The 21555-nt window shown below is 40.7% G+C and carries 25 protein-coding genes; 8 read left to right on the forward strand and 17 right to left on the reverse strand.

Annotated features, from left to right (window positions below; all coding sequences use genetic code 11):
* Positions 1 to 4: 4 nt before the first annotated feature.
* From tsaD to SJY38_RS10695, 3 genes are all read right to left on the reverse strand, one after another.
* Entirely contained in the window at positions 5 to 1018 is a 1014-nt protein-coding gene (tsaD, locus tag SJY38_RS10685) for a tRNA (adenosine(37)-N6)-threonylcarbamoyltransferase complex transferase subunit TsaD (RefSeq protein WP_054983164.1), read from the reverse strand.
* Positions 1019 to 1190: 172 nt separating this feature from the next.
* Complete coding sequence (locus SJY38_RS10690; RefSeq protein ID WP_004588549.1) at positions 1191 to 1781, reverse strand: YjaG family protein; 591 nt, start codon at positions 1779 to 1781, stop codon at positions 1191 to 1193.
* Positions 1765 to 2124 (reverse strand): DUF2007 domain-containing protein, encoded by a 360-nt coding sequence (locus SJY38_RS10695; RefSeq protein WP_024034351.1) that lies wholly within the window; start codon positions 2122 to 2124, stop codon positions 1765 to 1767. The genes SJY38_RS10690 and SJY38_RS10695 overlap by 17 nt, the downstream gene beginning before the upstream one ends.
* Before the next feature lie 83 nt (positions 2125 to 2207).
* On the opposite strand from SJY38_RS10695, the gene SJY38_RS10700 reads away from it, so the two are divergent.
* The 3 genes from SJY38_RS10700 (at position 2208) to SJY38_RS10710 (ending at position 4841) form a co-directional block, all read left to right on the forward strand.
* Positions 2208 to 2645 carry a DUF2721 domain-containing protein gene (locus SJY38_RS10700; RefSeq protein ID WP_029773572.1) on the forward strand — a complete coding sequence of 146 codons (438 nt, stop codon included), beginning with the start codon at positions 2208 to 2210 and terminating at the stop codon, positions 2643 to 2645.
* A 446-nt stretch (positions 2646 to 3091) separates the two neighbouring features.
* Positions 3092 to 3976 carry a LysR family transcriptional regulator gene (locus SJY38_RS10705; protein WP_121637081.1) on the forward strand — a complete coding sequence of 295 codons (885 nt, stop codon included), beginning with the start codon at positions 3092 to 3094 and terminating at the stop codon, positions 3974 to 3976.
* 244 nt (positions 3977 to 4220) lie between these two features.
* Positions 4221 to 4841, forward strand: coding sequence for a 2OG-Fe(II) oxygenase (locus SJY38_RS10710; protein WP_377109731.1), 621 nt, complete (start codon positions 4221 to 4223; stop codon positions 4839 to 4841).
* 63 nt (positions 4842 to 4904) lie between these two features.
* Here the strand turns inward: SJY38_RS10710 and ubiA are convergent, their stop codons facing one another.
* A complete protein-coding gene (gene ubiA, locus SJY38_RS10715) occupies positions 4905 to 5783 on the reverse strand; it encodes a 4-hydroxybenzoate octaprenyltransferase (protein WP_377109732.1) in 879 nt (292 codons plus the stop codon).
* Positions 5780 to 6319: a chorismate lyase gene (locus SJY38_RS10720; RefSeq protein ID WP_004588555.1), complete on the reverse strand. Its 540-nt coding sequence runs from the start codon at positions 6317 to 6319 to the stop codon at positions 5780 to 5782. Before SJY38_RS10720 ends, ubiA begins: the two co-directional genes overlap by 4 nt.
* Before the next feature lie 154 nt (positions 6320 to 6473).
* Between SJY38_RS10720 and SJY38_RS10725 the strand changes: the two genes are divergently transcribed.
* Positions 6474 to 6872 carry a flagellar basal body-associated protein FliL gene (locus SJY38_RS10725; RefSeq protein ID WP_024034357.1) on the forward strand — a complete coding sequence of 133 codons (399 nt, stop codon included), beginning with the start codon at positions 6474 to 6476 and terminating at the stop codon, positions 6870 to 6872.
* Positions 6873 to 6874: 2 nt separating this feature from the next.
* Here SJY38_RS10725 and glpG read toward each other — a convergent pair whose 3' ends face one another.
* The 6 genes from glpG to SJY38_RS10755 all read right to left on the reverse strand — a co-directional run bounded on the left by glpG (position 6875) and on the right by SJY38_RS10755 (position 12136).
* On the reverse strand, positions 6875 to 7696 hold the full coding sequence (gene glpG / locus SJY38_RS10730; protein WP_096740041.1) for a rhomboid family intramembrane serine protease GlpG: 822 nt from the start codon (positions 7694 to 7696) through the stop codon (positions 6875 to 6877).
* Positions 7693 to 8010 (reverse strand): thiosulfate sulfurtransferase GlpE, encoded by a 318-nt coding sequence (gene glpE, locus SJY38_RS10735; RefSeq protein WP_004588558.1) that lies wholly within the window; start codon positions 8008 to 8010, stop codon positions 7693 to 7695. Before glpE ends, glpG begins: the two co-directional genes overlap by 4 nt.
* Before the next feature lie 64 nt (positions 8011 to 8074).
* Positions 8075 to 9100 carry an L-threonine 3-dehydrogenase gene (gene tdh / locus SJY38_RS10740; RefSeq protein ID WP_004588559.1) on the reverse strand — a complete coding sequence of 342 codons (1026 nt, stop codon included), beginning with the start codon at positions 9098 to 9100 and terminating at the stop codon, positions 8075 to 8077.
* A 49-nt stretch (positions 9101 to 9149) separates the two neighbouring features.
* Positions 9150 to 10346 (reverse strand): glycine C-acetyltransferase, encoded by a 1197-nt coding sequence (locus SJY38_RS10745; protein WP_286740815.1) that lies wholly within the window; start codon positions 10344 to 10346, stop codon positions 9150 to 9152.
* 168 nt (positions 10347 to 10514) lie between these two features.
* Positions 10515 to 11078 carry a D-glycero-beta-D-manno-heptose 1,7-bisphosphate 7-phosphatase gene (gene gmhB / locus SJY38_RS10750; protein WP_248531230.1) on the reverse strand — a complete coding sequence of 188 codons (564 nt, stop codon included), beginning with the start codon at positions 11076 to 11078 and terminating at the stop codon, positions 10515 to 10517.
* Positions 11075 to 12136, reverse strand: coding sequence for a glycosyltransferase family 9 protein (locus SJY38_RS10755; RefSeq protein WP_289076023.1), 1062 nt, complete (start codon positions 12134 to 12136; stop codon positions 11075 to 11077). Before SJY38_RS10755 ends, gmhB begins: the two co-directional genes overlap by 4 nt.
* A gap of 124 nt (positions 12137 to 12260) precedes the next feature.
* Here SJY38_RS10755 and SJY38_RS10760 point away from each other — a divergent pair, with 124 nt between their 5' ends.
* Positions 12261 to 12989: a 3-deoxy-D-manno-octulosonic acid kinase gene (locus SJY38_RS10760; protein ID WP_054983157.1), complete on the forward strand. Its 729-nt coding sequence runs from the start codon at positions 12261 to 12263 to the stop codon at positions 12987 to 12989.
* On the opposite strand, the gene SJY38_RS10765 is transcribed toward SJY38_RS10760, so the two are convergent.
* On the reverse strand, positions 12972 to 14054 hold the full coding sequence (locus SJY38_RS10765; RefSeq protein ID WP_377109733.1) for a glycosyltransferase: 1083 nt from the start codon (positions 14052 to 14054) through the stop codon (positions 12972 to 12974). The two genes, SJY38_RS10760 and SJY38_RS10765, sit on opposite strands and share 18 nt — an antisense overlap.
* Positions 14051 to 15124, reverse strand: coding sequence for a glycosyltransferase family 1 protein (locus SJY38_RS10770; RefSeq protein ID WP_377109734.1), 1074 nt, complete (start codon positions 15122 to 15124; stop codon positions 14051 to 14053). Before SJY38_RS10770 ends, SJY38_RS10765 begins: the two co-directional genes overlap by 4 nt.
* A gap of 211 nt (positions 15125 to 15335) precedes the next feature.
* Here SJY38_RS10770 and SJY38_RS10775 point away from each other — a divergent pair, with 211 nt between their 5' ends.
* Positions 15336 to 16841, forward strand: a complete 1506-nt coding sequence (locus SJY38_RS10775; RefSeq protein ID WP_377110209.1) for a capsule assembly Wzi family protein — start codon at positions 15336 to 15338, stop codon at positions 16839 to 16841.
* A 98-nt stretch (positions 16842 to 16939) separates the two neighbouring features.
* Here the strand turns inward: SJY38_RS10775 and hldE are convergent, their stop codons facing one another.
* Together hldE and SJY38_RS10785 are read right to left on the reverse strand one after the other, a co-directional pair.
* A complete protein-coding gene (gene hldE, locus SJY38_RS10780) occupies positions 16940 to 18379 on the reverse strand; it encodes a bifunctional D-glycero-beta-D-manno-heptose-7-phosphate kinase/D-glycero-beta-D-manno-heptose 1-phosphate adenylyltransferase HldE (protein ID WP_029773562.1) in 1440 nt (479 codons plus the stop codon).
* Complete coding sequence (locus tag SJY38_RS10785) at positions 18379 to 18969, reverse strand: SIS domain-containing protein (RefSeq protein ID WP_004588568.1); 591 nt, start codon at positions 18967 to 18969, stop codon at positions 18379 to 18381. Before SJY38_RS10785 ends, hldE begins: the two co-directional genes overlap by 1 nt.
* Positions 18970 to 19151: 182 nt before the next feature.
* On the opposite strand from SJY38_RS10785, the gene waaA reads away from it, so the two are divergent.
* Together waaA and SJY38_RS10795 are read left to right on the forward strand one after the other, a co-directional pair.
* Positions 19152 to 20435, forward strand: coding sequence for a lipid IV(A) 3-deoxy-D-manno-octulosonic acid transferase (gene waaA / locus SJY38_RS10790; protein ID WP_377109735.1), 1284 nt, complete (start codon positions 19152 to 19154; stop codon positions 20433 to 20435).
* A complete protein-coding gene (locus SJY38_RS10795; RefSeq protein ID WP_377109736.1) occupies positions 20432 to 20980 on the forward strand; it encodes a DUF1415 domain-containing protein in 549 nt (182 codons plus the stop codon). The genes waaA and SJY38_RS10795 overlap by 4 nt, the downstream gene beginning before the upstream one ends.
* Positions 20981 to 21015: 35 nt before the next feature.
* On the opposite strand, the gene SJY38_RS10800 is transcribed toward SJY38_RS10795, so the two are convergent.
* Complete coding sequence (locus SJY38_RS10800; RefSeq protein ID WP_377110210.1) at positions 21016 to 21345, reverse strand: YdbL family protein; 330 nt, start codon at positions 21343 to 21345, stop codon at positions 21016 to 21018.
* 10 nt (positions 21346 to 21355) lie between these two features.
* Positions 21356 to 21553 carry a YnbE family lipoprotein gene (locus tag SJY38_RS10805; protein ID WP_004588572.1) on the reverse strand — a complete coding sequence of 66 codons (198 nt, stop codon included), beginning with the start codon at positions 21551 to 21553 and terminating at the stop codon, positions 21356 to 21358.
* Between the last annotated feature and the right edge of the window lie 2 nt (positions 21554 to 21555).

The following is a 21555-nucleotide window of genomic DNA, read 5'->3' on the forward strand; positions in this document are numbered from 1 at the left end:
GATGCTAAATCGCTTCTAAGCTGTCTATTGGCCAACGCGGTTTGGTTTTCATGTCGAGTGTGGCAAACTGGCCTGCTTTTAAGCGCTGCATACCAGCATAGGCAATCATTGCGCCATTATCAGTACAAAACTCAGTACGTGGATAGTAAACCTGTCCTTTCATCCCTTGCATAACACGCTCAAGCTGTAAGCGCAGCTGTGTATTTGCACTTACTCCGCCGGCAATCACTAAACGTTTTATCCCGGTTTGTTTAAGAGCACGCTTACACTTAATAACCAATGTATCAATCACTGCTGTTTGAAACGCATGGGCGATATCTGCTTTGGTTTGTGCGTCATCATCATTTTCGCGAATCGCTATAGAAGCTGCTGTTTTTAAGCCACTAAAGCTAAAATCAAGGCCTGGCTTATCCGTCATAGGGCGTGGAAAAACAAACCGTTTTGCAACGCCTTGCTCAGCCATTTTAGCTAGTCGAGGGCCGCCTGGGTAATCAAGCCCTAATAGTTTAGCTGTTTTATCAAATGCTTCACCTGCGGCATCATCAACAGATTCACCCAATACTTCGTACTGGCCTATACCGGCTACTTTTACCATCATGGTATGGCCGCCCGACACTAGCAAAGCAATAAAGGGAAACTCAGGCACGTTTTCTTCAAGCATAGGTGCAAGTAAATGCCCTTCCATATGATGCACGGCAACAGCTGGAATATCCCAACCATAGGCTAAAGAACGGCCAATAGAGGTACCTACCAATAACGCCCCCACTAAACCAGGGCCTGCGGTGTATGCAATGCCATCTAAATCTTCAGGGCCACAACCGGCTTGAGCAAAAGCAGCGTCAATAAGTGGCAGGGTTTTACGAACGTGATCGCGCGATGCAAGCTCAGGTACAACACCGCCATAATCTGCATGTACTTTTACTTGGCTGTATAACTGGTGAGCCAATAAGCCTTTTTCATCATCGTAAATTGCAATACCGGTTTCATCACACGATGACTCAATGCCTAAAATTCGCACTTTACTTCTCCTGCCTTTATTTACTGCTTAACCTGCACTGTGGTTAAGAGATTTACACACATATTTAAAACTATTTAATTTTATCATTCTCTAGCTAAGGTTTTTACTAAGTTCAACGTAATAAACGCTAAAAATTGCTAGAGAGCAATTAACCACAGTTAATTAATTACAACTATAACGCCAAACCAATATTGGTTTGTCCATCTGCAACGGCCTGCTTTTTAAGTGCCTTAACGTTTTCAGAAGTCACGCGGCCCATATTTTCTACAAAGTCGATTAGCTCACTCAACACTTCAATTTCGTATTGCATTAATGGGTGTTCTCGTACGGCTTTATTGTCAGCCACTTCACCTTCAACCGTCATTTGGTATTCAATAAAACGCGCCACTGTTGCTTGCGATATTTTACTAACGCTTATAAATTCTTGCTCGTCTTGCCCCATCAAGCCGTGCATTAGGCTCAAAAGCGACGTTGCAGCATCTATTGCGGGGTAAGTGCCAAACATATCAAAGTCGGCAAGCTCAGGTACATTTGGCTCAATTTTTTCTACTTGTTTTTCGAGATCTATTTTACTTTTTGGTAGTAATATTTTTTCCCAGCAAACATTTAACGCACTGCGTAATAAGGCTTCATCACCAAAACCGGTGGCTTCACTAAATAAACCATAATTAGGTAACATACGCTCAATTAAAGCACTTGCTAACACCGCTTTTTGTAAGTAGTTTAGCTCTCTAATACGTTGAAAGTTATTCGCTTTTGTCATTTCTTAACGTCTCACATGACCAACAAAAATCAAATGTTGATCCATTATGCTCATTACAGTTAGGGCATACCCAATCTGGAGCGGATTGTTTTACTTGTTGGTAGTTTACCAATATTTCGCGCGCGTGGCGCTCTTTTATCGAATAAACCTGCACACTTACTTGGGTTTGTTCAAAGGGGATTTCGCCTAAGGCGCCTTGAAGCATTTCACCTTGAATTTGGCACTCAATTCCCGCGCTTAATAACAGCCCTTTGATTATATTTGCCTCTAATGTGTTATCTGCTTTGTAGAGCGTTACCCACTGAAAAGCTTGCTGAGTACTATGAGTATTAATATTTTGCAATTATCACCTCAATTATTTTGTGTTTACAATATCCTACGATACTCTACTAAAGTGTATAGCAGGTAACTTTTTAGGATAAAACAATGACACTTACTACCCCAGGTTTACTTTTTCCAGCAATCTCACTGTTGCTGCTTGCTTACACAAACCGCTTTTTAGTACTAGCGCAATTAATCCGAGAATTAAATTCACGAGAAGGCGAGTCTATTCGCCCCGTTGTTGTGGCTCAAATAACAAACTTAAGAAAGCGCATTAAGCTAATACGTACCATGCAAGTGTATGGGGTGGCCTCTTTTTTATTGTGTACGCTATCAATGTTTGCCTTATTTATAGAATTTAACACCACAGGTATTATTTTGTTTGGGGTGAGCTTAGCGTGCTTAAGCCTTTCGTTATTAACATCGTTATTTGAAATTCATATTTCGTGCGATGCCATAGAAATAGAGCTACAAAGTATTGAAGACAAACCTCTAAGTAACCGCATTACTAAAAACTTTACTAACAAAAGTAGTAAGCCTTAGCGGCTTACTTTTCTAAATTCTTAAACAAGAATAAAGCGATGGCATAACCTAAAACTATAAGCGTTTATGCCTCACTTCATTACAAATCACTACGTAGGATTTTCCTATAGCCTTTTTTCTGGCATACTTTTTTATTAATTAATGCTAAATTATGTCTAAAGTATTACTTTTAAAAGCATCAAAGCGCCTAAGTCATTGTATTTAGTCTTACTTGCTAACATAGCTTAGTTTTAAATAGAGTAATAAATCACTATAAATAAGCCTAATTGGTAATACTTTTAAATGCGTCTTCTCTTTAAATAATACTAAAAGAGGGATATGCTGAGGCAAATATGTCATAAATTTGCAAACACAGTTACATATTAGGCTTCGCTTTTTGAAAGCTCGAATCTAATATTATTGATGTTCGCGACACACGCGACTTACTTATAAAAAGGGACTATAAAGTGAGATTTGAACAGTTAGAACAATTTGTAGCGCTTGGTGTGTTACGCCACTTCAGACAAGCAGCCGAACAAACTCAAATTAGTACATCAGCGCTAACGCGCAGCATTCAAACCCTAGAAGACGAAATGGGGTACGAACTGGTGAAACGCTCAACACGTTCAGTAAAGTTAACACCCGAAGGCGAGCTATTCCTTGATTACGCCAAAAACACCCTTGCCGAACTTGAGCATACAAAAAAACGAATTTCTCAATCGGTTAACGGCAATACTGACGAAAAGTTAGTCATTGGCTATACCAACAAAGCCAGCAGTGTAGTGCCTATCTCATGCGGGCAATTTTTAGCACAATACCCCCATGTAAAAATAGAAATGCAATTGCAAGAGCAGCACGAACTTGCACGCAAACTGCAAGAGGGCGAGATTGATATTAGTGTTTATTCGCAGGCTATTAATAGCATCGGCAGCGACATACACCTGCCAGACCAACTGGTATTGTTTGTTTCTAAACATCATCCGTTAGCAAATAAAAGCGATATCAGTAAACACGATTTAGATAGCTACCCTATGTACGGCTGTTTTTCTCAGTCTAAACAAGTACAAAGCATGCTTAACGAAGCCATCGACATGCTCAATAAATCGGCTAGTATTAAGGTAGGCAGCATTGAGCAAGTAATGTCAGGGCTGGTTAAATCGGATCACTTTGCTATTGCAAGTATTGAACACGCGAGCACTCTTGCAGAGCACACAGAGCTTGTACAGCTAAAAACAAATAAAGACTTAAGTCACGAACAACTTGTTATACAAACAAGCCAACAAGCAGCAGTTGGCGAACACATTGACCATTTATTATCTCTTATCAAAAAAGCATCTACGACTATTAATTAAGCCAAGATAAAATAGCATACCGCATTGCCCTTAAACCTTTTAAGGGCAACCAATTTAGATAGCCCTTACTGATTTACTCTTCTTGTTACCAAAACCTGCAGCACAGCAGCTTAACCTAAAAAGCCCTTTTAGTTTTTATGCTTACGCGTTAGGTTTTTATTTGCTTAAATAGCAGAGCACAAACCACTAGCTATTAAATTTTTTTAGGCTACACTGTCGCACCTTTTTTAATCAACAGACATAAATGAACACACTTTTTAGTTCTGATGTTTATTTAGATGCAATAGAAACCCATGGTTATGTTGTTATTCCTAACGCACTTATTAGCGAGCTAGTAGAGAGTTTAATCACCGATTGCCACCGTATTAACCCGCATTTTAGCGCTGCAGGTATTGGCCGTTTAAATGACTTACAAATAGATAAAACCATTCGTAAAGATAAAACCTATTGGTTTGATGGCAGCTCACAAGCACAGCTAACTTATCAAGCAACAATGGAAAGTATAAAAACCACACTTAATCGGCAGTTTTTTATGGGCTTATTTGATTATGAGTGCCACTACGCTAAATACAGCCAAGGCGACTTTTATAAAAAGCATTTTGATTCATTTAAAGGGCGATCTAACCGCGTATTTACAACAATCCTTTATTTAAATACGCCCGAGCAAGGCGGCGAGCTTGTTATTTACAAGCCAAAAAGTAAGCAAGTAGAGATAATAATTAAACCCACCGCGGGGACACTCGTTATGTTTGAAAGCGAGCGTTTTGCACACGAGGTATTACCTGCCATTAATGAGCGCTACTCTATTGCTGGCTGGTTTAGAAAAAACGCCTCAATAAGTGGAGTAATTGACCCGCCACGATAAAACCAACATAGCCACAACAACTAGTGGCTATGCTGAGGTTAAATTAATAGCGTTGAGATGAAATTAACGCGCAAATACAAATGACAAGAACAAGCCAACAAAAATAGCTAATCCCACATAGTGATTATTTAAAAACGCTTTAAAACATGCATCACGCGCACGTTTATGAATAAGCACTTGCTGATAAATAAGTAACCCAGCGGCAGTACATAAACCTGCAACAAACGCCAAGCCTAGCTGGTTAATTAAGCCAATAAGCGCCAACAACGCTATAAAATTAGCGTTTAATAAAAATATAATATGGCGGTCGTATTTACCAAATAAAATAGCAGTAGATTTAACCCCTATTTTTAAATCATCATCTCTGTCGACCATGGCATACATAGTGTCGTACGCTACCGTCCAACAAATATTTGCAACAAATAACAGCCACGCCTGCAGCGGTAATGAGTCAACTGATGCCATATATGCCATAGGTATCGCCCAACCAAATGCAGCGCCTAGGACTACTTGCGGAAGATGTGTATAGCGTTTCATAAACGGGTAGCAAAATGCCAGTGCCAACGCCCCAAGTGACAATAAAATAGTGTTGATGCTAAGTAGTAATACCAATACAAAAGCAATGGCTATCAGTAATATGAATAAACTCAGTGCTTCACCTGCACTTACTTGTCCGGTGGCCAAAGGCCGCCCTGCTGTACGCTTAACTGAGCCGTCTATTTTTCTATCTGCAAAATCATTAATAACGCAGCCAGCACTGCGCATAACAATTACGCCTAAGGTAAATACAATAAAGTTAACTAGGCTTGGCATACCAGCGTTTGCAAGCCATAGAGCCCAATAAGTAGGCCACAGTAATAGTAATGTACCGATAGGTTTGTCAATGCGCATGAGCTGAATATAAAAAGGGCTATGCTGTAATTGCAAAGGGGCTAATTTCATGAGTACAAATAGGCTCCGGGTAAAAATACTTCGCACACTAAAAAGTGATAATCATTAATAGAAAACACACTACGACGACCTAATAAAGGGTGCGTAGTTAAATTCAACTCTTTAACAAGTGACTGCAGCGCATGCTCTGAGTCAAAGCGCCCTACCTCAATATTACTTCGGGTAAGTTCAGGGTGCTGAAAAATAACATCACCTAAAGGACGTGCGCCCATATTATGCAGTGTTGTTTGCGTTTGTGTACTGGGCAGCCAACTTTGGGCATACACCATGGGTGTATTGTCACACAATAAAAGCACCTCGCGATTAAGTGCTTTATTTGTATTTGAGCCAAGTAGTTGTTGCTGTGCATCGCTTAGAGTAAAAGTTTGCTCATTAAGCACTTTTACACTAAAAGTTTGTGCATTACTTTTTAATTTAGCGGTTAATGAATGTGGCTCAAATAGCCACTCTTGCTCTAACGCAGATAAGTTATTTACCAAAGAAGCACATTGCCAATTGGCAGATATAGAAAGCGGAAATGTAATCACAATAGCTCAATAAAATTAAAACCGAGACGATGATAACATTGCCAAAGCATTTGAAAAAGTGATGTTTTACTGCCGATAAATAATTGCAGGAGCTGTTTATTAGGCGCTATTAAGTATAAACTATTTGTATTAAGAAAATGGAAACACACTAAAGATGAAAAAAATAGTATACGCAGGTTTTTTAGCACTGATCCTAAACTGTTTTAGCTTTTCGGCAAAAGCGGAATCGACAGTGGGCTATTTTGGTTTTGAGCCAGACATTATTACCAATTACATAGGCGCCTCAAGTAAAAAAATGGGCTATGTACGCGTGACTATAGATTTAATGCTTAGCAATAATGCAGATATTGCTATTGTAGAGCACCATACCCCGCTTTTACGCGATGCGTTAGTAGAAATACTATCTAAAGAACCTGAAGAAAAAATAAAGTCGCTTACTGGGCGTGAAGAAATTAGAGCAAAGTGTGCCGAAAAATTAAAAAGCCTGTTAAAAGAAGAAACAGGCCAAGAGATTATTCGTGAAGTATTATTTACTAAGTATTTATACCACTAAGCTTACGCTTTTTTAGCATTAAATAAATTAGCGGTTACGGCATAAGCCATGCCGCTTAAAAGCCCACCTAAATGCGCCCAATTAGCCATACCAACAAACAACACATCAGCAAAACCGAGTACCAGCCAAATTAACATAAAGCCAATAATGGCAGTGCTTACTAGCGCTGGCTGCTTAGGATTTAAATAGCTGTGGATCCAACAAAAACCCAATAAACCATACACAACGCCACTTAAGCCGCCAAAGTTAGGCCCCACAATTAAAAACTGAGCCCAGTTACTAATAAGTGCAGTAACCACAAATAGCCCAACTAAGCTCAGCTTGCCGCATTGCTTTTCAATATTATCACCTAACGACATCCACCAAATTAGGTTAAATACAATGTGCATTGCGCTAAAATGAACAAGTGCTGGCGTTAACCAGTTCAGTGGTTGGCTCGGGCTAAACTGCAAAGCAGTATAAATTTGCTCAAAGCCACCCAATAAAAATGCAAAGTAAATAGCAACGCTTACAATACTTACGGTTTTATTTAGCCAGCTTAGTGCTTTAAAGCGCGCCACTAAATTAAGCGACTGTCCTTGATACGTTAAGCCAGATTGTGTACTGCCCACATCCCAAGAGGCTTGTTGATAACGCTCATGATTGGGGTTTTGTACGAATTCAGCCCACAAAGGTTGCACTTGATGAAAGTGCTCGCCCGCAACACAAATAATAACATTACTGCCATCAGCACTGCGCAGTTGCCCTTCAAAGCCTTGGCTTTTTAAATAATCTATAAAGCCCTGTGCGGCACGAGGATTATTTAAACTACCTAGCTCAATCATCGTTCCACTTTCTCGCTGTAAGCCGCTTCCCAAGCCGTAAAGCCACCATCCATGCTATATACATCTTCAAAGCCCTGCTCTACTAAATAACTAGCCGCCCCTTGTGAGCTCATGCCGTGGTAGCAAACAATAATAATGGGCTGATCGAACTCTTTTTCCATCATAAACTGAGCTATATTGGCATTTGAAAGCGCTTCAGAGCCAGGAATATGCCCTGCTTGGTACGAGTTAGGATCGCGTATATCTGCAATCACTACATCTTCTTTATCAAGCAGTTCGTGCGTTTGTGCTATAGATATATGTTTAAATGCCATTGAAATCTCTTTTAAAAATATAATAAAAAGGCGGCTTAAGCCGCCTCTGTATGCAAACTTTAAACTATTCCCAGTTTAAAATTACTTTACCAGATTGACCTGAAATCATCATATCAAAGCCAGCTTGGAAGTCATCTACCGAATATTGATGCGTAATAATAGGGTCTAAATTAAGGCCTGATTGAATCAAGCTTGCCATTTTGTACCACGTTTCGAACATCTCGCGACCATATATACCTTTGATCACTAAGCCTTTAAATATAACTTTATTCCAATCTACGGCCATATCTGATGGCGGAATACCCAGCATGGCAATTTTGCCACCATGGTTCATGTTATTTAACATAGAATTAAAGGCGCTTGGCACACCTGACATTTCAAGGCCAATATCAAAACCTTCAGTCATACCTAGCTCATTCATTACATCTTCAAGCTTATCATTCGCAACGTTTACGGCACGTGTAGCGCCCATTTTACGTGCAAGCTCTAAACGGTATTCGTTAACATCGGTAATCACAACATGGCGAGCACCCACATGCTTAGCAACGGCCGCCGCCATAATACCAATTGGCCCAGCCCCTGTAATAAGCACATCTTCGCCCACTAAATCAAACGATAAAGCGGTGTGCACAGCATTACCAAACGGGTCAAAAATAGACGCAAGCTCGTCAGAAATATTGTCAGGAATTTTAAACGCATTAAAGGCCGGAATAACTAAATATTCAGCAAATGCGCCTTCGCGGTTAACGCCCACACCGGTTGTATTTCGGCACAAATGCACACGACCAGCACGACAGTTACGACAATGCCCACACGTAATATGTCCCTCGCCAGATACGCGGTCACCAACTGCAAAGCCACGTACTTCTTGGCCCATATCAACCACTTCACCCACGTACTCATGGCCTACAACCATAGGGGTCGGAATGGTTTTTTGTGACCACTCATCCCATTTATAAATATGAACGTCGGTGCCACAAATCGCGGTTTTACGAATTTTAATGAGTAGATCGTTATGCCCTACTTCAGGCTTGGGTACGTCGGTCATCCAGATGCCGGTTTCGGCTTTTAATTTTGATAAAGCTTTCATAGTTAACACTCAACTAAAAAACCGAAGCAATACTTCGGTTTATAAAAAATTAAATAACGCCCATTTCTTTACCAATACGGGTAAAGGCAGCAATTGCGGTGTCTAGTTGTTCAATACTGTGCGCAGCAGAAATTTGTGTACGAATACGCGCTTGGCCTTTTGGCACAACAGGGAACGAAAAGCCGGTTACATAAATGCCTTCAGCGAGTAGTTTGTCTGCCATTAATGAAGCAACTTTAGCATCGCCAAGCATTACAGGAATAATGGCATGCTCTTTACCCGCACACGTAAAGCCAGCGGCTTCCATTTGCTCACGGAAATATTTAGCATTTGACCAAAGTTTAGCGCGTAACTCGCCACCATTTTCAAGCATTTCGAGTACTTTAATTGACGCAGTTACAATTGAAGGCGCTAATGAATTTGAGAATAAGTAAGGGCGCGAACGCTGACGTAGCCATTCAACAATTTCTTTTTTACCTGATGTATAACCGCCTGATGCACCGCCCAGCGCTTTACCTAGCGTACCGGTAATAATGTCTACACGGTCAAGCACATTACAGTACTCAGGCGTGCCTTTACCGTTTTCGCCAACAAAGCCTACCGCATGTGAGTCATCAACCATCACTAATGCATCATACTTATCAGCAAGGTCACACACAGCTTCAAGGTTACAAATTACGCCATCCATAGAAAACACGCCATCGGTGGCAATTAATTTTGTTTTAGCGCCCGCTTCATCAGCTGCAATAAGTTGCTTTTCAAGATCCTCCATATCGTTATTAGCATAACGAAAACGCTTAGCTTTACATAAGCGTACGCCATCAATAATTGATGCGTGATTTAGAGAATCAGAAATAATAGCATCTTCAGCGCCTAAAATAGTTTCAAATAGGCCCGTGTTAGCATCAAAACAAGACGAGTATAAAATTGTATCTTCGGTTTCTAAAAACGCACTAATTTTTTGCTCTAGTGTTTTATGAATATCTTGCGTGCCACAAATAAAACGCACTGAAGCAACACCAAAGCCATGGTCATCTAAACCACCTTGCGCTGCTTTAATTAGCTCAGGGCTATTTGCTAAGCCTAAGTAATTGTTAGCACAAAAATTAATAACTTTATCGCCAGATGCAACTTCTATTTGAGCTTGTTGCTGCGAGGTAATAATACGCTCACTTTTATACAAACCTTGCGCTTTAACGTCTTCAATTTGCTCTTGTAGTTGGCTAAAAAAAGCAGATGCTCTCATCTGTAGTCTCCAATTAAATGAACGGGTAAACAACAACATTAAAGCCACTGTTTATGTTGGGGTGTATTGTAAAAGTTTAACAAGTAAAATGCACTGTTTGCAGCTCGTCGCTAATACAGGTAATGGTAGCAATACTTAACACTTTAGTTGCGAAAATATAAACGCACTTTATACCAAGTAGTGTGCTGGTAAATCGTTAATAGAGTCAATCACTAAATCGGCGTATTGTTTAGCGTTTTCGTCAAATTGTTGGCCAGAGCGAACTAGCACTCGCGTGCTAATAGCCGCTTTTTGTGCCGCTTGAATATCGCTAAGCTTATCACCCACCATAACACTGCTCGAAGGGTCAATATTATGCTCTTGCATAGCTTGTAACAACATACCTGGAGCTGGCTTTCTGCACTGGCACTGTTTTAAATATTGCGCCATCGCTTTTTTGGGATGGTGCGGGCAAAAATACACATCTGTAATTTTAATATTGTGCTTACTAAATTGTGTTTTCATCCACTGAGTTAAAGCTAAAAAGTCATCTTCAGTGTAGTAACCTCGCCCTATTCCTGATTGATTAGTCACTATGATAATTTTATAACCTACATCATAAAATGCTTTACAGGTACTAAACACACCGTCTATAAATTCAAATTTTTCACTTTGATACACATAGCCATGATCAATATTTACCACGCCATCTCGGTCTAAAAAAAGCGCTTTGTTTTTTTCTGTTACACTCATTTTATAGACTCTTTTTGTACCACATGATCAAACATAGCTTTAACACTGTCTACGGTTATTTGGCTCATAAGGTCATCTCCCTTAACGCGCGTACCCCAAGGCAATTGTTGAGCTGTTTTACCCGTTTGCTTTAGCAGATTTTGATGATACACCTCAACTACGTAGTCTTGATATAAATAAGGGCCTGTACGTGCAGGATTAGAATGCGCATATAAACCAATAACCGGCGTACCTACCGTTACCGCCATATGTGCAGGGCCGGTATCGGGGGCTAAAACTAAATCAGCGCGCTTAAGCACACATAACAGCTCTTTAAGTTTTGTTTTACCGACTAAGTTTAAAATAGTGCAGTGACTGTGTTTTATAATTTGATTAGCTAAATTAATCTCAAGCTCAGTTGGGCCGCCCGTTAGTACCACGTTAAAGCCCTGCTCATGCGCGTAATCAGCAAGGGCAGCGTAGCGCTCAGGCAACCAATTTCGCTGTGCTTTACTGGCCGCTGGCGATATTACCAATAACTTATTTGCCAAATACGCAGGCCCTAATAATGCATCTGCTTTGTTCTCATCCGCTAAGGTATAAGGCATATCCCAGGTAGGTGAATAGTCTTTAACTCCAATGGCACCCGCAAAGCCTTTAAATCCCTCTAGCACATGCGCTTCTTTTTGTGGGGCTATTCGTTTATTTATAAACAAGCTATGTAATTCTTTTGAACGTGCCCAATCAAAGCCTATTTTTACTTTAGCTGGTATACAGCGTGCAACAAAGCCAGCTCTTAATGCGACTTGCATATTAAGCAGCACATCAAACTGATGCCCTTTAAAAGAATGTGTTAACTTTTTAAGTGCATCCTTACCTTGTTTTTTATCAAAAACTACCAGCTCAACCCCAGGTAAATCGGCAAGTAACATGGCTTCTATTTTACCCATTACCCACGTTATTTTTGCATTGGGGTGTGCTTTTTGAATGGCTTGTACAGCACTAACGGCATGACACACATCACCAATGGCAGAGAGTCTTAAAATACAAATTGAGGAGTAATTAGGCACTTGAGTCACGCGTTCCACTTTGGCTTTAAATAATAGACTGCGATCTTAAATTATACTCGCACTAATGCAAGCACTTATGCTGCGCTATAAAACACGTTAATATACACGCATTATTGAATTATTTTAACGAGCTATGTTTAAAACACTAACGCAAGGTAAGCACACTATTTTAAGCCACCCAGATTATTTTAACGAGGTTGATTTAAACTGGTTCAATGCAGATTATTGGCAACAGCAAAATAAAATAGTCGGTGCTAAAAAAGGCCGCGCCACAGCCTGGTTTTTTAAACACGATGATTTAACCGCTGTACTTAGGCACTATTGGCGCGGCGGTTTAGTTGGCAAGTTGTTAAGCGATCAGTATCTCTACCCTGGGCTTAAAAACACCCGTGTGTATAAAGAGTTCAGCTTAATGATAAGGCTTATTGAGCTTGGCTTAAATGTACCAAAACCCATTGCCGCTAAGGTAACAACCACAGGCTTAATTTATCGTGGCGATATAATTACAGAGGCTGTAAAAGGGGCTAAAAGCCTGCTCGATATTTTAATTGAACGCCCACTAACAGAAGATGAGCTCAAGCGCATTGCCAATACTGTTGCGCTATTTCACTCAAAAGGTGTGTACCACGCTGATTTGAATATAAATAATATTTTATTTAATGAAACGGGCGAGGTTTATATTATCGACTTTGATCGCGGCGAAATAAAACCACCTAACAAGCAATGGCAACAAAGTAATATGGCACGTTTAGAGCGCTCATTTTTAAAAGAGCAAGGACGTAACAACGCTTTTTATTGGCAAAGTAATGACTGGCAAACTTTATTGGCTATTTATAAAGAGCAATTAACCACACAAAGCTAGGTATTGCTTAGCAACTTGTTCGGCCGTTACCTTTTGTAAAATGTCGGCATTATCTACATTAGGCTTAGTGTTTAAAACCAGCTCAATTTTAGCCGCTAGCTCATCGCTATGCCCTACAGGCGCTAAATATTTAGCCAAGTCGTTTGTTAAAATTTCGCTCGGTCCAAACGTACAGTTAGTACTTACTACAGGCGTGCCAACAGCTAATGCTTCAATTAACACTGTAGGGAGCCCTTCAAAATCAGAGCTTAATACTAATGCCTCAGCCTGCTTAATCCAGTTATACGGATTTTGTTCAAACCCTGGCACTATAAGTTGTCCCTCAATGCCATACGTTTTTGCAAGCTTGAATGCTTTGCTAGGCTTATTGCATAAAAGGACTAATTTGTATTTTTTATCAAGCTTTGCAAATGCCGCAAATAAAATATCGTGGCGCTTTTGTTTAGCTAACCGCCCTACATGAATAACATACGGCGATTGTGGAATTTGCGTATTAACCTCATCTGAGAGGCGCTTTATATCCACTAAATTAAAGGGATTATAAATAGTTGTGATGGCGCTTGGGCTAATTAAACGCCCTTGGGTAATTTCTTGCTCTACCCCTTTAGACACGCACACCAAGGATTTCCCGTTTAAGTTTTGCTTTGACTTTTTAAGATAGTAATAAGAAAACGGGCCTAACTTTTTTTGCCTAGCTAGCTCTGCATTAACAGAGTTATGCATAACAAAGTGAACATTTTTAATCTGGCTTTTAGCCAATAAGTTATTGCTTCTATCTAAATTGCTAAGTACTAAATCTATGGGGCCAGTTTGTTTTTGTTTGTTATTAAACCACGCCTCTAGTTTTGCTACACTTTTATTTATTTTCCAAAAACGATCCACTTTAGTGGCTTTATCACTGAATAGACTTTCAACCTTTATATTCGCAGGGAGCGTGTATTCATATTTATTAGCCAACGATAAAATAGTAACGCTATGCGTTTTTACTAGCTGCTGAGCAAGGGTTAGCATCACTTTTTCGGCGCCACCACCCGCTAACGAATCTATTACAATCACTATATTCATCTATCGGCAACCATCAGCATGCTTTTAACCCCTTGCGTTATTTCTTCATAGCTATGCGCGCTTTCAAGCAAAGAGTATTTTTCTAGTAGCTGGTTAAAATGCGGCTCTATTAGTAAAGCGCTGGCTTTATTTACTATGTCTTCAATCTCAAAGTTTGCTTTAATTACCACGCCAGTTGTGGCGCAACTTGCTAGGCGCTGTGTTTGATCTTTTGAAATAGCACATGCCACAGCAGGCGTTTTAACAGCAACCGCCTGCAATAGCGTGTCGCCAGCACTTAACAATGCAAATTTAGCTTGCTCCATAAGCGACAAAAACTCACTATTTTCTAACGTATCCAAATTTATAACCGTATTTGATGCTGGCAACGCTTTATTATAATTAGGGCCAAATACCACCACCGCCTTTAACCCTGTTTGCAATGAAATTTGCTCTGCGGCGGCAAAAAATACATCTGCACAGTTTTGATTATCTAGCACATGACCGCCAGAGCCTGCACTCACGATAAAGTAGCCTTGTTCATCAAGCTGATACTTTTTTAACACCTGTTTGGTATCGCACGCTGATGAAAATGCTATGTAAGGGCCCACATTTTTAGGCATAGCCAAAGAAAACATATCTATTTTAGCTTTTTCAGCCCAGCTCAGCGGTTCAATGCAGTAATCGGGCTGTACCACCCAATGGCTATCAATTAGGTTGATACGGTTAAGTTTTAAACCTTTCGCTCGCTTTTTCGCATGCTGAGAAATAAACACCACTTTGGCACCCACTTTTTTTGCAGCTTTCATGTGAGCAGCGCGCCCTGCACAATCAAATATTACAATGTCAGGTTTAAAATCGGCTATAACTTCACACACTTTATCGCGCTCTTTAGTCGCAGAGCGCTCAAGCAAGGTGGTATCATATGGGCAGTTTTTAGCGTAGTTCGTGTATTTATTTAAAACAAAGTGGATGGTAAGTGAACCTAGACATTCACTTTCAAGGCTTTGGGCTAGCAACAACGAGCGCATGTATTCACCTATTCCTTGTGGCGATGATACGGGTATAAATAAAAGTCGTTTGTTGCTCATTGCATTCTCTATTTCCTATTTGCGCAGCAGTATATCAATCCCATTGTTTTTACGATAGCTAGGTTACATTTTTATACACAAATTTAACGCCCTAAAATAGATTATTTACTGCAATAGCCATGTTAGATTGGTAAACTTAGCCGCAATCTTAATCACAAGGATCTGAACTTTGCGAAACAGAATCTTTCTACTTTCTTCTCTTTTTTGCGCTATGAGCGCATCAGTAACAGCAGAGCCCTGGGTAAAGCCAGACGATTACGGTCTACGAGCCGACATTCAACAACTGGCTGATGCCGGTGTTATTTTAGCGCCTGTAACCACCTACCCGCTAATGTGGAAAAGCTTTATTGGCGAGCTAGAATCGAGCAAGCTTGAACTTTTATCTCCCAGCCTGCAAGATGCACTGCTTCGTGTAAAACATCGTTATAAGTCAGAAAACAGCAGCTCGCACAGTGTGCAACTCTCAGCGTTTGCCGCATCAGACCCAATTATAGCCACCAGCTTTGGGGCAACCAACACACAAGAATCTGAGCTTTCTGCGGCCTACGCCTACCTTGGCGATAACTTTGCGGCGAAGGTAGCCATTAATTACCGTAACGATGGTAAGCAATGCTTAGTTGATGGCAAAACAACCGATGATATAGCCACTAACGAACAAGCACTTGAAGATTGTAACGATACCTCATTTGACGATAGCTACTTAGCCTACCGCTTGGGCAATTGGATTTTTAGAGCCGGTGCCGTAGAGCAGTTTTGGGGCCCAGGTGTTGATAACAGTTTAATTATGTCGGGTAATGCAAAGCCACTGCCGGCACTAAGTGTAACCCGTGAGCAAAGCACAGCGTTTGAAACACCTTGGTTAAGTTGGCTAGGCCAATGGAGCTTTACCGCGCAAATGGCAAAGTTAGAATCGACCCGCGTTATTCCTGATGCGCTGCTTTGGAGCAGCCGTGTAAACTTTCGCCCGATGCAACAGCTTGAAATTGCTTTAAGTTGGTCTGCGCAGTGGGCCGGTGAAGGCCAGCCAAGCTCAGCAGGTGATTTTATTGATGTTATTACTGGGCAAACTAATTGTATTGATGGCAATGAAAATTGTGATAGCTCACTGGAGTCTAAAATTGGTAATCAGCTTGCAGGCATAGATGTGCGTTGGTCTGACACTTTATTTAGTCACCCGTATGCAATCTACGCAAGTACAATTGGCGAAGATGCCAGCTCGCAATTCAAACCAGCCGACAGAGCGTACTTATTTGGCGTACAAACTACGCAGCGCATTTACAATCAAAATGTGCTCGTTAACGTTGAATACATAGATACAGGTGTATCGTGCTCGGCCGAATCAACCAATGAAAACTGCTACTACGAACACTCCGATTATAAATCGGGCTATCGTTACTACGGCCGCACTATTGGCTCAACTTTTGATAATGATGCGCAGTCAGTGGTATTAACTTTTTTAGGTCAGCTTTCAAATGGCGATGACTGGCAAGTAAAACTACGTAGTGTGGATTACAACAGCGATAATCGCGACCGTTACCCTAGCAACCCCGATTTAGGTAATACAATTACCAAAACCGGTTATAACTCAAAACAAGTTGAGCTACGCTACAGGCAGCTGGCTATGGGTGGGCGCTTAACGCTCGGCGCTTTTGCATCAAACAACGATGGCGCAGAAAACGACACATCAGCGTTTGCTAAGTACGAATATAATTTTTAAACCGTATATTTAAAAATAGCATTTTAAAGCCAGCTATTTATAACAAAAAAAGGGTTGAAAACGCAGTTTTCAACCCTTTTTTATTTAATCAGTAAATATTACTGCTTTATTTTGCTAATCACCTTAGAGGTTGAACAACCATCTAAAAATGTCAGCACTTCTACTTTGCCACCATGGCGTAGCACATGATCGGCGCCAGCTATTTGCTCTACAGTGTAATCACCACCTTTAACTAAAATATCGGGGCTTATTTGCTCGATTAATTTAGCGGGAGTGTCGTTTTCGTCCGCGCTGCCAAAGGGAATTACCCAATCTACAGAGGCGAGTGCACTTAATACCATTGCGCGCTCATCAAGTGGATTTATAGGGCGCTCAGGGCCTTTTAAACGCGTAATTGAATCATCATTATTTAAACCAACAACGAGTCTATCTCCACGCGCTTTGGCTTGGGCTAAATAGCGTACGTGGCCTGCGTGTAAAATATCAAAACAGCCATTGGTAAACACTATCGTTTCGCCATTTTGCTTTGCAAACTCAATGTGTTGCAGCACATCGTCAAACGGAGTTTGGTAGTGCTCGCCATTGGTGTGTAAGTATTGGCCAAGCTTTTGGCTAAGCTCTTCTGGTGAAACCGTTGCCGCCCCCAACTTACTTACTACAATGCCTGCGGCTAAATTAGCAATTTCTACCGCATCTTTAGGCTCCATACCTGCCCCGAGCATCACCGCAAGCGTAGCTATAACAGTATCGCCTGCGCCAGTTACATCACTTACTTCTAGCTGCTGCGCTGCAAAGTCGTGTTTTTCATCAGCGTTAATTAATGACATACCTTGCTCAGAGCGTGTAAGTAGCATGGCTTTAATACCATTTTTACTAATTAGCTCACGCGCGCTTTGTGCTAATATTTCTTCAGAGCCTGTTTTACCCCCAGCCAAATTAAATTCATGTAAATTAGGGGTAATATAGTCTGCGCCTTCGTATAAGTGTAAATCGGGCGATTTAGGATCTATAAGCACTGTTTTACCCGCCGCTTTAGCAACGCTAACCATTTCTTTAATTAAGCTCAGCGAGCCTTTGCTGTAATCAGAAAATACCACAAAGTCGTAATCATCAAGCACCAGCTCTAAACGGTTTAATAACAACTGGCTATGCTGCTCGCTAAAGGTCTCTTCTAAATCTAGGCGCACAAGTTGTTGATGGCGGCTAATTACACGCATTTTAGAAATAGTGGGTAAATCGCATACACTAACAAGCTGTGAATGTATTTTTTCACCCTTTAAAATAGTTTCTAAGATTTGCCCGCTTTCATCTTCACCAATTAAACCAAGTAAGCCCACTTTGGCATCAAGTCGCGCAATGTTTTTTGCAACATTTGCAGCGCCACCCGCTTTATCTTCAAACTTGCTTACTTTAACAACGGGTACTGGAGCCTCTGGCGAAATACGCCCTGTATCGCCATACCAGTATCGGTCTAGCATGACATCGCCGACAACTAAAATACGCGCTTTAGATAAGTTTTTTAATAGCGATAAATCCATTACTGCTGCTCCGCAACAACCATATCGATAGCTTCACATAACCAATGGCCAATAAACATATGTGCCTCTTGGATACGGGCTGTTTCATCATTTTTTATAATAATGGGCAATTTAGCTATGTCTTTTACTTTACCGCCCTCGCGACCGGTTAAGGCAACCGTAAACGCGCCAATTTTGTTAGCTGCTTCCAGTGCTAAATTAATATTGGCGCTGGTACCTGAGGTTGTTAAACCAATCACTAAATCTTCTGGTTTACATAAAGCCTGAACTTGGCGTTCAAATACCGTATCAAAGTGGTAGTCGTTACTGTGCGCAGTTAATATTGAGGTATCTGTGGTCAGCGCCATTGAGGCAAGCGGGCCACGCTCTAACTTATAACGCACAACAAATTCGGCAGCTAAATGCTGTGCATCGGCAGCACTTCCGCCGTTACCAAACCAAATAACCTTACCACCAGCTTGCAATGCACTGTGGCACGCTTCTAATAATTGCATAGACTCTTGATGATAAGCCTCCATCGTTTCAAATAAGGCTTGATGACGGTTTAAACTTTCAACGTAGCTTGTTGCCACAGAATCGATAATTGACATGAAAAATTCCTCTAGGAACTGAAATGGCAGGAAAAAATTAAATCCATTATTCCATAGTTTTATTTAGTTGTGTGTATTTTATGGGAATATAGCTGAACTGAATTATAATTTAGTGCTTCACATGTTCAGAAATTATCACTTTCGCGTTAAACTAGCGCCACTTACCTTAATAAAAGTTCAGTATGGCACGCATTTTTTACTCACTCGCTTTAATTTTAATTAGCCCACTGATTGTATTTTACTTGTATGTACTAAGAGGTAAAAAAAATAAAGGCTACCGCGCGCACTTTAAAGGGCGCTTTGGTTTTATTAGCAAACACTTATTTAATAATAGCGCTAAACCGGTTGTGTTCCACTGCGCTTCTGTAGGTGAGGTCCTTGCTGCAGCGCCACTGATTAAAGCTCTGCAAAAACAACACCCGCAGCTTAATATACTTATTACCTGCAATACTCCTACCGGGCGTGCGCAAATTAGTGAACAATTTAAAAATACCGTGGCGTGTTGTTATTTACCTATAGACTTTGCAGGTTCGAGCGCTCGATTTTTAAAGCGCGTAAATCCACAAGCACTGTGTATTTTAGAAACTGAGCTGTGGCCTAATTTAATGGCAATAAGCCATAAAATGAATATACCGGTATTAGTGCTTAATGCTCGCCTAAGCGAAAAATCGCAACAGGGGTATCAAAAGGTGGCAGGATTAACGCATATAATTATGCGTTCAATTTCAGTGCTTGCAAGTCATAATAAAAATGATGCTAAGCGCTTTATTGAACTTGGTTTACCCCCTTCAAAAAGCCGTGTTACAGGCTCAATAAAGTTCGACATTACGCCAAACAATGAGCAACTAACTAAAGTAGCAAATCTTAAAGCCGAATATAAAACCAAAGAACGTTTTGTATGGGTGGCAGGCTCTACTCACCCGCTTGAACACGAAATGATATTAAACGCCCATCAGCAGCTATTAAAAAAATACCCTAATGCACTTTTAGTTATTGCACCGCGCCACCCAGAGCAATTTGATAAAGTAGCCGATACGTTAACTCAAAGCCTACTTAGCTTTAGTCGTCGCAGCAACAATAACTATCAAAACGAGCAAGTACTATTAGCTGATACACTGGGCGAACTACAGTGTTTATATGGCGCAGCGAATGTAAGTTACATAGGCGGCAGTTTAATTCGCCGAGGTGGGCACAACCCACTAGAAGCTGCTGCTTTTTCGGTTGGTGTTATTACAGGCCCACATACGTATAATTTTGATCATATCTACCCTGAGCTAATTAAACTTAAAGGGGCTGTCGTTGTTGAAAATACCGATGAGCTTGCTAAACAATTAATTAATTTAAGCCAAAACACCAAAGCGTGCCAAAGCTTGGGTATTAAAGCGCAGCAATGTGTAGTAAAAAACCAAGGCGCCATTGAAAAAACATTAACCATTATAAATCAGTATTTAGAGCCAAAAGCATGACTCATCAAGCAATCGCCCAAACCCGCGAGTGGGTGTCATCCGTTATTGTAAAATATAACTTTTGCCCATTTGCCCGTAAAGAAGTAGAAAATAACTGTATTCATTATGTGCTTAGCCCTGCAACAAAAATTGATGACGCTGTAATGGACATGCTAGAGCAGTGTGTGCAGCTTGATCAAAACCCAGAGCGCGAAACCACATTAATACTGTTTGATAACGGCTTTAGCGATTTTGAAGACTTTTTAGATTTAGTCGATTTAGCCAATGCCTTACTGGTAGCACAAGGGTTTGAAGGTAAATACCAAATTGCTAATTTTCATCCCGATTACGTATTTGCCGACAGCGATGAAGATGATGCGGCAAATTACACTAACCGAGCCCCCTACCCTACACTGCATTTAATTCGCGAACTGAGTATGAGCGAAGCGCTTGTTAACTATAACGAGCCTGAATCTATACCAGAGCACAATATAAAGCTTGCAAGGCGCAAAGGATTCGACTTTTGGCAGCAACTTTTAGCAAATATAAAAAAACCGAGCGCCTAAACGCTCGGTTTTAAGTAATATGTTTAGCTGCTGTATTACTTTTTAATCCAGTTACCATTCACTTCAATATAGTGGCCACTTTTGGTCTTTTCGATTGTTTTAGCTGCTGCGAGTGCTTCTACTTGTGCCAGCGATAAATCGTTCTTTTTAGCCAACTTTAAATACTGTGCTTTACGTTTAGCGTTAATTTCCTCAACCACGGCTTTTGCCTCGCTGTTTTGTACCACAAGCCCTAAGTAACCTGAGCTATCTTCACCCACTAAGCCTTGGTTTTTAGCATCATCTAAACTAATAGCCCACGCCGAAAACGACAAACATACCGCACTTGCTAGAGTAGCAATACTTAATTTATTTTTTATAGTCATCATTTAGCTCCTAAAATAATTCACTGTCGTCACTGAATAAGTTATCGAGTTCTTTATCAACTTTTACTCGAATTTCGTGATCTACTTTTACATTTAGATTGATCGTTATCGGCTCTTTCGCTGCCACCTCTACTCTGTGGGTACACGCGCTTAAAGCGCTAATAGCAGCAAGTGCAATAACGGCCTTAATGCTCAACAAATTTTTCATCA

Origin of the sequence: Pseudoalteromonas sp. R86517 (genome assembly GCF_042466295.1) — a bacterium.
Taxonomy (GTDB): Bacteria; Pseudomonadota; Gammaproteobacteria; order Enterobacterales; family Alteromonadaceae; genus Pseudoalteromonas; species Pseudoalteromonas atlantica.